Origin of the sequence: Phycicoccus mangrovi (assembly GCF_018729305.1) — a bacterium.
Lineage (GTDB): Bacteria > Actinomycetota > Actinomycetes > Actinomycetales > Dermatophilaceae > Phycicoccus > Phycicoccus jejuensis.
The window spans coordinates 235,600-247,417 of sequence record NZ_JAHHWP010000006.1 but is presented as its reverse complement, the minus strand read 5'-3'; the positions used below and the strand labels follow the sequence as shown (position 1 = coordinate 247,417).

Genomic DNA, 11,818 nt, shown 5'->3' with positions numbered 1-11,818 from the left:
CCCACCGTCCCGGAGGAGACCCACCGTGTCCGACGACCGCGGCCGGCGGCCCGGCCCCGCGAGCGGGTCGCGGACGACGGCGGTCCAGCGCGTCCTCGACGCCCACGCCGAGCAGCGCCGCACCGCGCTCGGCCGGCCGCTGCGGGTCCTCGACCTCGGCGGCGGCACCGGCGGCACGGCCGTGCCCCTCGCCGTCGCCGGCCACGAGCTCACCGTCGTCGACCCCAGCCCGGACGCCCTCTTCTCGCTGCGCCGGCGCGCGAGCGAGCGCGGGGTCGAGGCCCGGGTCCGGGCGCTGCAGGGCGACGCCGACACCGTCGCCTCCCTCGTCGGCGCCGACGAGCCCTTCGACCTCGTCTGCCTCCACGGCACCCTCGAGGTCGTCGACGACCCCGCGGCCGCGGTCGGGGCGGCCGCCGGCCTCCTCGCCCCCGGGGGCACCTTCAGCCTCGTCGTCGCGCAGCGCCTGCACGCCGTCCTCACCCACGCCCTCGCCGGCCGGCTCGACCGGGCCCGCGCGGTCCTCGAGCGGCCCGACGGGCGCTGGGGCGAGGACGACCCCGCGCCCCGGCGGTTCGACGAGGCCGCGGTCGTCGCGCTCGTCGAGGCACAGGGCCTCACCCCGGTCCACGTCCAGGGCGTCCGGGTCTTCGCCGACCTCGTGCCCTCCGCGCTGCTCGACTCCGAGGCCGACCGCACCGCCCTCGCCGCCCTCGAGGAGGCCGCGGCGGCCGACACCGGCCACCCGCTGCTCGGCAGCCTCGGCAGCGCCCTGCACGTCCTCGCGACCCGGGGCTGAGCGCCGGGGGAGCACCCCGTGAGCCGGCGCCGGTTCGCGCTGCCCGAGCGGCTCGTCGACACCCCGCCCGACGACACCGGCTGCACCGTCCTCCACGTCGACATGGACGCCTTCTACGCGTCCGCGAGCCTGCTCGCCCACCCCGAGCTCGTCGGCACGCCGGTGATCATCGGCGGCGGCACCCGCGGTGTCGTCCTGTCGGCGACCTACGAGGCGCGCCGGTTCGGGGTCGCCGCGGCGATGCCGATGTCCCGGGCCCGCCGCCTCTGCCCGCAGGCCACCGTCCTGCGTCCCGACCACGACCTCTACGCGACGATCTCGGCCGGGGTGATGGAGACCTTCCGGTCGGTGACCCCGCACCTGGAGCCACTTTCGCTCGACGAGGCCTTCCTCGACGTCTCCGGGGCGCTGCGCCGCCTCGGCAGCCCCGCGGCCATCGCGCAGATGCTCCGCGACACCGTCCACGACGAGCAGGGCATCACCTGCTCGGTCGGGGTCGGGCCGAGCAAGTTCGTCGCGAAGCTCGCCTCCGGGCTGGCCAAGCCGGACGGGATGGTCGTCGTCCCGCGCGACGAGGTCGTGCCGTTCGTCCAGCAGCTGCCGGTCGGAGCCCTCTGGGGGGTCGGCGACCGTACCGAGGAGGCCTTGACCCGGCTCGGCCTGCACACCGTCGCCGACATCGCGCACACGCCGCTCGCGACGCTCGAGCGCGCGCTCGGCACGGCCACCGGGCGCCACCTCCACGAGCTCGCCTGGGGGCGCGACCGCCGGCCGGTCGAGCGCGAGCAGCGCGAGAAGAGCATCGGCAGCGACGAGACCTTCGAGGCCGACATCGACGACGCCACCGAGATCCGCCGGCGCCTCCTCGGGCTCGGTGACCGCACCGCGGCCCGGGCCCGCGCGGCGGGGCTCACCGGGCGGACCGTCACCCTCAAGGTGAGGTTCAGCGACTTCACGACGATCACCCGCTCCCGGACGCTGCGCGAGCCGACCGACAGCGGGCGCACGCTCCACGCGACGGCGGTCTCCCTCTTCGACGCCCTCGGCCTCCAGCGCGCCCGCATCCGGCTCGTCGGGGTTCGCCTCTCCGGTCTCGTCCCGGCGGCGGAGGCCCCGCTGCAGGGGGTGCTCGGCGAGCCCGAGCACGGCTGGCGCGACGCCGACCGGGCGGTCGACCGGGCCCGCGCGCGGTTCGGCTCGGGGGTGGTCCGGCCGGCCAGCCTCGTCCGTCCCCGCCCCGCGGACGTCGAACCTCGTCCGTCTGGTGTGCAACCTCGTCCATCCGCTTCCGTGGGAGGACGACGCGACATATCCTGACATTCCAGAGCTACACCCCCGGGGGCGTCGTGAGGACGCCTTGGGCCGACCAGGGAGGATCTGTGCCCCTCTCCGACCACGAGCAGAAGATGCTCGAGCAGATGGAACAGGCGCTCGCCGCCGAGGACCCGAAGTTCGCCTCCAGCATGAAGGGCGGCGGGTCCCTCCAGCGACGACGGTGGATCATCGGCGTGCTCGGGCTGGTCGCGGGGCTCGGTCTCGTCCTCGTCGGGGTCAACACGACGATGTGGGTCGGGGCCATCGGCTTCGCCCTCATGGTCGCCTCGGTCGCCTACGCCGTCACCCCGCCCCGCAAGGCCCACCTCGGCGTCGTGAGCCCCGAGGGCGGCGTGCAGCCGGCCAAGGGCCGCCCTCGTCGCAAGAGCTCCCTCATCGACCGGCTCGACGAACGCTGGGAGCGCCGCCAGGGCGGCAACTGGTGACCCCGGCCGCCCGCCACCGCAGCGGTGGGCGGGTCTTCAGGTGAGCAGTCGTCAGGTGAGCAGCAGGCCGAGCACGTAGAGCCCGGCGACGACGAGCGCCGCCGCGAGCTCGATACCCATGCTCTGGGCCACGGCCACGACGGCGTGCTTCGTGCGCGCCCACGCCTCGGCGCGGGAGGCACCCCGGCCGGTCTCGACGAGCCAGATGCCGAGCACGAACCCGATGACCGCCCCGATGACCGGGACGACGAAGAACCCGACGACCGCCAGGACGAGGGCCAGCGCGAGGGTCGAGGTGCGCACGCCCTGCGCCTTCATCCGCCGCCCGGGGACGAGGTACTGCAGCACGCGACCGGCCACGGCGACGAGGACGGCGAAGGTCAGCAGGACCCATGCGGTGGGGGTGTGCGTGACGACGGCCCAGACGGCCATGCCCGCGACGACGAGGAGGGTGCCGGGCAGCGCCGGGACGACGATCCCGACGAGCCCCAGCAGGATGAGGAGCGGGGGAAGGACGAGCCAGATGTCATCCACCGGCGCGTCCACGGTGAGGGGTGGGGTGAGGTCAGTCGCCGACGACGGGCTGGCGCTCGGTCAGCCGCTCGCTCTCGTCGATGATGTCGGCCTTGTCCACGAGGGCTGGCACGTGCTCACGGCCGTGGTGGGCGCAGAACAGGAGCTCTCCGCCGGCGTGGAGGCGGGCGCGGATGTACGCCTGGGCCCCGCAGCGGTCGCACCGGTCCGCGGCGGTCAGGGTGGGTGCCAGTGCGGCGTTCACGTCGGCCTCCTCGGCTCGTCCGGGTCAGTGCTAGGTGTTCGGTCCACCGACCCTGTGCGGATCGGCAGGCGTTGCAACAGTCAAGCACGCCGTTTCCTTCCCGGGGCGGAGGGGGTGCCGAAGTGACCGGGCGGTGTCGAGATCGTGACCTTTCGACCGACCCCCCGGACGCGTCGGCACCGGGCCGCCCGGTGCGCCTGTCGGGGGCCGTCGGGGCCGCCGGATACCCTGCGGACGTGCCTGCGACCGCTGCCAAGAAGACCGCGACGAGCAAGTCCGCGACCGAGTACACCGCCCACCACCTCCAGGTCCTCGAGGGCCTCGAGGCGGTGCGCAAGCGTCCCGGCATGTACATCGGGTCCACCGACTCCCGCGGCCTCATGCACTGTCTGTGGGAGATCATCGACAACGCGGTCGACGAGGCCCTCGGTGGTTTCTGCGACCGGGTCGAGGTCATCCTCCACGGCGACGGCTCGGTGGAGGTCCGCGACAACGGCCGCGGCGTCCCGGTCGACATCGAGCCGCGCACCGGCCTGACCGGCGTCGAGCTCGTCTACACGCGCCTGCACGCGGGCGGCAAGTTCGGCGGCGGCTCGTACACCGCCTCCGGCGGCCTCCACGGCGTCGGCGCCTCCGTCGTCAACGCCCTCTCCTCCCGGCTCGACGTCGAGGTCGACCGCGCCGGCAAGACCTACGCGATGAGCTTCCGCCGCGGCGAGCCGGGTGTCTTCTCCGACGTCGCGGGCGCCCAGGGCCGCAAGGACCCCGAGCACGCCTTCACCCCCTACACGGCCACGAGCGACCTCGAGGTCGTCGGCAAGGCCAGGCGCGGGGTCACCGGCACGCGCGTGCGCTACTGGGCCGACCGGCAGATCTTCCTCAAGGACGCCGGGCTCGACCTCGAGGGCCTGCTCGGCCGCGCCCGGCAGACCTCCTTCCTCGTCCCCGGCCTGACGATCGTCGTCCGCGACGAGCGCGGCGAGGAGCCGACCGAGGAGGTCTTCCTCCACGACGGCGGCATCTCCGAGTTCTGCGAGTACCTCGCCGCCGACGCCCCCGTCACCGACGTCTGGCGCCTCCAGGGCACCGGCACCTTCACCGAGACCGTCCCCGTCCTCGACGCCGCCGGCCACATGACCCCGACCGACGTCGAGCGCGAGTGCGTCGTCGACGTCGCCGTGCGCTGGGGCAGCGGCTACGACACGACGCTGCGCTCCTTCGTCAACATCATCGCCACGCCGAAGGGCGGCACCCACGTCGCGGGCTTCGAGCAGTCGCTGCTCAAGGTGCTGCGCAAGCAGGTCGAGGCCAACGCCCGCCGGCTCAAGGCGGGCACCGACAAGCTCGAGAAGGACGACGCGCTCGCCGGCCTCACCGCCGTCGTCACCGTCCGCCTCGCCGAGCCGCAGTTCGAGGGCCAGACCAAGGAGGTCCTCGGCACGGCCGCGGTCCGCCAGATCGTCTCGCGCGTCGTCGAGCGCGAGCTGACCGCGCTGCTCACCGAGACCAAGCGCCCGACCAAGCAGCAGGCCGCGACCCTCCTCGAGAAGGTCGTCGCCGAGATGAAGTCGCGGATCAGCGCGCGGATGCACAAGGAGACCCAGCGACGGAAGACGGCCCTGGAGTCCTCCTCGCTCCCGGCCAAGCTCGCCGACTGCCGCAGCAGCGACCCCGAGCACACCGAGCTGTTCATCGTCGAGGGCGACAGCGCGCTCGGCACCGCGAAGCTCGCCCGCAGCAGCGACCACCAGGCCCTCCTGCCGATCCGCGGCAAGATCCTCAACGTCCAGAAGGCCTCGGTCACCGACATGCTCGGCAACGCCGAGTGCGCCTCGATCATCCAGGTCATCGGCGCCGGCTCCGGGCGCACCTTCGACCTCGAGTCGGCGCGCTACGGCAAGGTCATCATCATGACCGACGCCGACGTCGACGGCGCCCACATCCGGACCCTCCTGCTCACCCTCTTCTTCCGGTACATGCGCCCGCTCGTCGAGGCCGGCCGGGTGTTCGCCGCGGTGCCGCCGCTGCACCGCATCGAGGTCGTCAACCCGGGCAGCAAGGCCAACGAGGTCATCTACACCTACTCCGAGGCCGAGATGCGCCGGACGATGGCCTCGCTCGCCAAGCGCGGCAAGAAGACCAAGCCGCTCCAGCGCTACAAGGGCCTCGGCGAGATGGACGCCGACCAGCTCGCGGAGACGACGATGGACCCCGCCCACCGCACGCTGCGCAAGGTGACCCTCGGCGACCTCGACACCGCCGGCAAGGTCTTCGAGCTGCTCATGGGCGGCGAGGTGGGGCCGCGCAAGGACTTCATCATCGAGAGCGCCGGCGCGCTCGACCGCGAGCGCATCGACGCCTGAGCGGGCGGCCCGGGTCGCGCACCACCCTCGACGCGACCGCGACCCGCCCGCGCGCCCTGTTGCCGACGCCCGCGCGCTGGGCCATGGTGGGCGGACCGACGCCGGACGGGAGGCGTCCCGCAGAGGGGACCGACGATGAGTACCGAGGTCGAGCAGGGACGGGTCGCGGGCGAGGAGCCCACCGAGCTCAAGCGGGTCATGGGGCCGAAGCTCCTCCTGCTGTTCATCGTCGGGGACATCCTCGGCACCGGCGTCTACGCGCTGACCGGTGAGGTGGCCGCAGAGGTCGGCGGTGCGGCGTGGGTGCCCTTCCTCGTCGCGTTCGTCATCGCGACGATCACCGCGTTCTCCTACCTCGAGCTCGTGACGAAGTACCCGCAGGCCGCGGGCGCCGCCCTGTACACGCACAAGGCGTTCGGGCTGCACTTCGTCACCTTCATCGTCGCCTTCACCGTCATGTGCTCCGGCATCACGAGCGCGTCGACGGCCTCGCGGGCCTTCGCGGCGAACTTCGCCGTCGGCTTCGGGCTGGACGCCGACAACGCGACGCTCGTCATGGCGATCGCGCTGCTGTTCATGGGCCTGGTCGCGCTCGTCAACTTCCGCGGGGTGGGGGAGTCGGTCAAGGCGAACATCGTCCTCACCTGCGTCGAGCTCTCCGGTCTGCTCCTCGTCATCATGGTCGGCTTCTACGCCCTCTTCGCCGGCCGCACCGACTTCAGCCGGACGGTCGTCTTCGACAGCCCCGGCGACAAGAACGCCTTCCTCGCCGTCACGGCCGCCACCTCGCTCGCGTTCTTCGCGATGGTCGGCTTCGAGGACTCGGTCAACATGGCCGAGGAGACCAAGGACCCGGTCCGCAACTTCCCGAAGATGATGCTCACCGGCCTCGGCATCACCGGCGCCATCTACGTCCTCGTCGCGCTCTTCGCCGTCGCGATCGTCCCGGTCGGCGAGCTCTCGAGCGGTGACACCCCGCTGGTCACCGTCGTCGAGACCGCGGCACCGGACATCCCCATCTCGACCCTGCTGCCGTTCATCTCGATGTTCGCCGTCGCCAACTCGGCCCTCATCAACATGCTCATGGCCAGCCGCCTGCTCTACGGCATGGCCCGCCAGGAGGTCCTGCCGCCGTTCCTCGGGAAGGTGCACCGCGGGCGGCAGACCCCCTGGGCGGCCATCCTCTTCACGACGGCCATCGCGGTCGGGCTCATCGTCGTCGTGACGCAGAACGCGGAGGGCCAGGTCATCTCGGCGCTCGGTGGCACCACGGCGCTGCTCCTGCTCGGCGTCTTCACGATCGTCAACGTCTGCGTGCTCGTCCTGCGCCGGGACCGGATCGACCGGACGCACTTCGTCGCGCCGACCGTCCTGCCCGTGATCGGCGCGGTGCTCTGTGCGTTCTTCGTCGGCCCGTGGACCGGCCGCGACGGGTTGCAGTACCAGATCGCCGGGTGGCTGCTCGCGATCGGCGTCGTCCTCTGGGCCGTCACGTGGTTCGCCAACCGCGCGATCCGCGGGAAGAAGACCTACCTTCGAGACCCCGAGGACCTCGCGGAGTCCGAGGGCAGCGTCAACTGACGGGGACGGGGCCGGTCGACTCGCGCACGACGAGCTCGGTCGGCATGACGACCTGCTCGAGCGCCGGCTCCTCGCCGGTCAGGGCGCGCAGCAGCAGGACCGCGGCCTCGCGGCCCTGGGCGGCGACGTCCTGGCGCACGGTCGTCAGCCCGAGGACGCCGGAGAGCACGTAGTCGTCGATCCCGATGACCGAGAGGTCCTCCGGGACGCGCAGGCCGCCCTTGCGGGCGCTCTCGCGCACGCCGATGGCCATCTCGTCCGACGCGGCGACGACGGCGGTCGGGCGCTCGGAACGGGAGAGCAGGACCGCGCTGTCGCGGGCGGCCGCCTCGGCGGTCCAGTCCGAGCCGAGGATCCAGTCCTCGACGACCTCGAGGCCGGCCTCGGCCATCGTCGCGCGGAAGGCGGTCAGGCGGTCCTGCGGCGTCTGGACGTGCGCGACGTTGCGCGGGACGTCGCCGATGTAGCCGATCCGGCGGTGGCCCAGGGAGATGAGGTGCTCGACGGCGGTGCGCATCGTCGCGCCGTCGTCGATGCGCACGCAGGCGCGGCCGGGGACCGCGGAGCCGATCGCGACGAGCGGGAGGCCGAGCCGGTCGACGAGGTCGACCTCCTCCTGCTCCATCGGCACGTTGAGGGTGATGACGCCGTCGACCCGCTTCCAGAGCATGTTCTGGGTGAGGGGGAGGCGCTGGTCGTAGCTGTCGTCCTCGAGGTCGAAGAGGATCGCGTGGTGCCCGTGCGAGCGCAGCTCCTTCTCGATGGCGCTCACGAGGGTCGCGAAGAACCAGCGGGTGAGGAACGGCGCGACGACCGCGACGACCCTGGTCCGCCCGGAGGCGAGGGACGTCGCCGTCGGCGACGCGACGTAGTGCAGCTCCTCGGCGACCTCGAGGACCCGCTGCCGGGTCTCGGGGGAGACCCGGTCCAGGCCCCGGAGCGCGCGGGAGACCGTGGCCACGGAGACCCCGGCCGCCCGCGCGACGTCCGTGATGGTGCTGATGACGAGACCTCTTCCCGGTGGTCCGGCCGCGCTCAGCCCTTGAGCCCGCCCGCGAGCAGGCCGCGGACGAAGAAGCGCTGGAGGGCGAGGAACACCGCGACGGGGACGACCATCGAGATGAACGCACCGGCCGAGAGGATGTACCAGGCGCTGCCGCGCGACCCGGACAGCTCCGCGACGCGCACCGTCACCGGCGCGACGTCCGGTGTGCCGCCGAGGAACACGAGCGAGACGAGCAGGTCGTTCCAGACCCAGAGGAACTGGAAGATGCCGAACGCCGCGAGGGCCGGGGTGAGCAGCGGCAGGAGGATCTTGAAGAAGATCGTCACGTGCCCCGCACCGTCGACCCGGGCGGCCTCCATGAGCTCGCCGGGCAGCTCCTTCATGAAGTTGTGGATGAGGAACGTCGCCAGCGGTAGCGCGAAGATCGTGTGCGACAACCAGACGCTCCAGTAGGACGCACCGAACCCGAGCTTGTTGACGTAGATGTCGAGCAGCGGGATGAGCGCGACCTGGAGGGGCACGATCTGCAGCGCGAAGACGGCGACGAAGAGCCAGTCGCGCCCCGGGAACGGCATCCACGCGAAGGCGTAGGCCGCGAGCGAGGCGAGGAAGATCGGCAGGAGCACCGCCGGGACGGTGATGACGATCGTGTTGATGAAGTACTGGCTGAAGCTCGAGGTGCTGCTCGGCGCGAGCGCCTGGCGGTAGTTCTCGAGCGTGAAGTCACCCGGGTTGCTGAACGCCGTCCACCAGCCGGTGCGCTGGATGTCGATCTGGCGGCGGAACGATGTGACGAGCAGGCCGATCGTCGGGAGCGTCCACAGGACCGCGATGACGACGGCGACGAGGGAGGCCCACGGCGAGGAGATCGCCTTGGCGGCGTTGCCGGCGGCGGACTTCTTGCGGCGCTTGCCGGTGACGGTGACGCCGCTCTCGGTGGTGACGGACTCTGGCGTGGCGGCGGGCTGGAGGGTGCTCACGGCTCAGGCCTCCTTCCGCATCTGCACGATGTTGTAGGTGACGATCGGGATGACGAGGATGAAGAGCAGGACCGCGAGCGCCGCGCCGAGGCCCGGGGCGTTGTAGCGGAAGCTCTGGTTGTAGAACTCGTTGGCCACGACCGAGGTGTCGAACTGGCCGGCCGTCATGGTCCGGACGATGTCGAAGACCTTGAGCGTGCCGATGCCGATCGTCGTGAGGACGACGACGAGGGCGGAGCGGATGCTCGGCAGCGTGATGAACCGGAACATCCGGAAGCCGGAGACGCCGTCGAGGCGGGCGGCCTCGATGATGTCGTCGGGGATGGCCTTGATCGCGGCCGAGAGCACGGTCATCGCGAAGCCGGCCTGGATCCAGACCATGACGACGATGAGCATGAGGGTGTTGAGCGGCGCGTCGAGGAGGAACTGCTGGGTCTCGAAGCCCAGCGCCTTGAGGACGCCGTTGAGCAGGCCGATCTGCGGCCGCTCGGTCTGCTTGTACTGGTAGACGAACTTCCAGATGATGCCGGCGCCGACCATCGAGATGGCCATCGGCAGGAAGATCAGGGCCTTGGCGAAGGCCTCGCCGCGGGCGCGGTCGATGAGGATCGCGTAGAGCAGGCCGATCGCCGTCGCGAGGAACGGCACGAGGACCACCCAGAGCGCGGTGTTGCGCAGGACGGTGAGCAGCTCGGGCTGCGTGAACATCTGGACGTAGTTGTCGAGCGAGAAGCCGGCCTCGCCGGAGCGGCCGCGCAGCGACTGGATGATCGTGAGGATCGCCGGGTAGAGCAGGCCGACGGCCAGGAGGAAGATCGCGGGGAGGGCGAAGAGGAAGCCCTGGACCTTCTCTCCCTCGCGGCCCTTGAACAGCGAGGCGAGGAAGAGGACGAGGCCGAAGATCGCGGCGAACAGCAGGACCGCGAAGGCCATGAGGAGGAACTTGCCGCCGGTGCTCTCGGCACGCAGCAGGGGTTCGGGGAGGATACCGACCGGGAGGGCCTGCACCACGCTGGACACCATCACGACCGCCTTTCGGGGTGTCTCGGAAAGGGGGAGCCGGGGCAGGGCGGGAACGCCCACCCCACCCCGGCTCGTGGACCTGTGGTCAGGTCAGGACTTCGGCCAGGACTGCTCGATGTAGTCGAGCGTGGACTTGTCGTCCTTGCCGGTGATCCAGTCGGTCATGCCCTTCCAGAAGGTGCCCGCACCCACGGCGCCCGGCATGAGGTCCGAGCCGTCGAAGCGGAAGGTGGCGTTCGCGTCGGTCAGCTGCTCGGCCGACAGCTTGTCGACCGGGTTCTTCAGCAGCGAGGCGTCGGCGTTCTTGTTGGCGGTGACGCAGCCACCGGAGCCGCAGGTCTTCGCGCGCTCGTTGGCCCACTCGACCGAGGAGAGGTAGGTCTGGAAGGCCTTGACCTCGGGACGGTCGGCGAAGGCGGCGACGAACTCGCCACCACCGAGGACCGGGCGGTCCTCCGCGGTCTTCGACGGCAGGTAGAAGGCCCAGACGTCGCCGTCCTCGGCGACCTTGGTGCCCTCGGGCCAGTTGGCCGCGTAGAACGAGGCCTGGCGGTGCATGTAGCAGGAGCCGTCGAGGATCGGCTGGCCCGCGTCCTGGAAGGACGTGGAGGCGATCGTCTTGACGTCACCGAAGCCACCGTTGACGTAGGCCGGGTTCTTGAGGATCTTGCCGACCTCGGCGAGAGCCGTGGCGACCGACGGGTCGTTGAAGGGGATCTCGTGCTTGACCCACTTGTCGTAGGTCTCGGCACCCGCGGTGCGGAGCATGACGTCCTCGACCCAGTCCGTCGCCGGCCAGCCGGTGGCGTCGCCGGACTCGATGCCCGCGCACCACGGCTTGGCGTCCGGGTTGTCCTTGGAGATCTTGTCGGTCAGGGCGAGGAGCTCGTCCCAGGTCTTCGGGATCTGGTAGCCACCGTCGGCGAACATCTGCGGCGAGTACCAGACGAAGGACTTGACGTTGGCGCCGAGCGCGGCGGCGTAGAACGTGCCGTCGACGGTGCCGTACTCCTTGAAGTCGGGCATGTTCTTGTCGACGTTGGCGGTGACCTCGGCCGGGGCCGGCTTCACCTGGCCGGTCGCGACCATCGTCTGGAGCAGACCGGGCTGGGGCAGGTACGCGATGTCGGGGGCGTTGCCACCCTTGACGCGGACCGGCAGCTGGGCCTCGAACTCCTTGGAGCCTTCGTACTTGATCGTGACGCCGGTGCAGTCCTCGAACGGCTTGTAGGACGCGATGTGCGGCCCGTCCTCGGGCGCGGTGATCGAGGTGTAGACGGTGACCGTCTTGCCCTTGAGGTCGCCGAACGCCGTGTAGGGCGCGCAGTCGATGCTGCTGGTGCCACCGCTGCTCGCGGTGTCGCCGGAACCGCCGGAGTCACCGGAACCGCAGGCCGTGGCGCTGAGGGCCACCGCCAGGACTCCGGAGAACGCCAGGGCGCGGCGCGTCGAGATGAGGGCCATTGCCCGCCTCCATTTCACTGGGTCGCACCGAGGCGGGATGCCTCGGCGGTGAGGGGAACCGGGA

Annotated in this window: 11 protein-coding genes; 5 read left to right on the top strand and 6 right to left on the bottom strand. The window is 71.4% G+C overall.

Annotated elements, in window-relative coordinates:
* Window positions 1-25 precede the first annotated feature (25 nt).
* The 3 genes from KMZ30_RS03835 (at window position 26) to KMZ30_RS03825 (ending at window position 2,559) form a co-directional block, all read left to right on the top strand.
* Complete coding sequence (locus KMZ30_RS03835) at window positions 26-799, top strand: class I SAM-dependent methyltransferase (protein WP_215511515.1); 774 nt, start codon at window positions 26-28, stop codon at window positions 797-799.
* An 18-nt stretch (window positions 800-817) separates the two neighbouring features.
* Window positions 818-2,116 (top strand): DNA polymerase IV, encoded by a 1,299-nt coding sequence (gene dinB / locus KMZ30_RS03830; RefSeq protein WP_215511516.1) that lies wholly within the window; start codon window positions 818-820, stop codon window positions 2,114-2,116.
* A 62-nt stretch (window positions 2,117-2,178) separates the two neighbouring features.
* Complete coding sequence (locus tag KMZ30_RS03825) at window positions 2,179-2,559, top strand: SCO2097 family morphological protein (RefSeq protein ID WP_030528973.1); 381 nt, start codon at window positions 2,179-2,181, stop codon at window positions 2,557-2,559.
* Between the two features lie 51 nt (window positions 2,560-2,610).
* Here KMZ30_RS03825 and KMZ30_RS03820 read toward each other — a convergent pair whose 3' ends face one another.
* Window positions 2,611-3,093 carry a DUF456 domain-containing protein gene (locus tag KMZ30_RS03820; protein ID WP_215511517.1) on the bottom strand — a complete coding sequence of 161 codons (483 nt, stop codon included), beginning with the start codon at window positions 3,091-3,093 and terminating at the stop codon, window positions 2,611-2,613.
* A gap of 31 nt (window positions 3,094-3,124) precedes the next feature.
* Complete coding sequence (locus KMZ30_RS03815; protein WP_030528975.1) at window positions 3,125-3,337, bottom strand: DUF7455 domain-containing protein; 213 nt, start codon at window positions 3,335-3,337, stop codon at window positions 3,125-3,127.
* Window positions 3,338-3,573: 236 nt separating this feature from the next.
* Here KMZ30_RS03815 and KMZ30_RS03810 point away from each other — a divergent pair, with 236 nt between their 5' ends.
* Entirely contained in the window at window positions 3,574-5,700 is a 2,127-nt protein-coding gene (locus tag KMZ30_RS03810; protein ID WP_215511518.1) for a DNA gyrase/topoisomerase IV subunit B, read from the top strand.
* 135 nt (window positions 5,701-5,835) lie between these two features.
* Complete coding sequence (locus tag KMZ30_RS03805; RefSeq protein WP_226901688.1) at window positions 5,836-7,281, top strand: APC family permease; 1,446 nt, start codon at window positions 5,836-5,838, stop codon at window positions 7,279-7,281.
* On the opposite strand, the gene KMZ30_RS03800 is transcribed toward KMZ30_RS03805, so the two are convergent.
* The 4 genes from KMZ30_RS03800 to KMZ30_RS03785 all read right to left on the bottom strand — a co-directional run bounded on the left by KMZ30_RS03800 (window position 7,274) and on the right by KMZ30_RS03785 (window position 11,754).
* Window positions 7,274-8,275 (bottom strand): LacI family DNA-binding transcriptional regulator, encoded by a 1,002-nt coding sequence (locus tag KMZ30_RS03800; RefSeq protein WP_308284302.1) that lies wholly within the window; start codon window positions 8,273-8,275, stop codon window positions 7,274-7,276. The genes KMZ30_RS03805 and KMZ30_RS03800 overlap by 8 nt on opposite strands.
* A 41-nt stretch (window positions 8,276-8,316) precedes the next feature.
* Entirely contained in the window at window positions 8,317-9,267 is a 951-nt protein-coding gene (locus KMZ30_RS03795) for a carbohydrate ABC transporter permease (protein ID WP_030528978.1), read from the bottom strand.
* A gap of 3 nt (window positions 9,268-9,270) precedes the next feature.
* The gene (locus KMZ30_RS03790; protein ID WP_226901689.1) at window positions 9,271-10,290 is read right to left on the bottom strand and encodes a carbohydrate ABC transporter permease; all 1,020 of its coding nucleotides are present in this window, start codon (window positions 10,288-10,290) and stop codon (window positions 9,271-9,273) included.
* A 90-nt stretch (window positions 10,291-10,380) separates the two neighbouring features.
* Window positions 10,381-11,754, bottom strand: coding sequence for an ABC transporter substrate-binding protein (locus tag KMZ30_RS03785; RefSeq protein WP_215511519.1), 1,374 nt, complete (start codon window positions 11,752-11,754; stop codon window positions 10,381-10,383).
* Window positions 11,755-11,818: the final 64 nt, after the last annotated feature.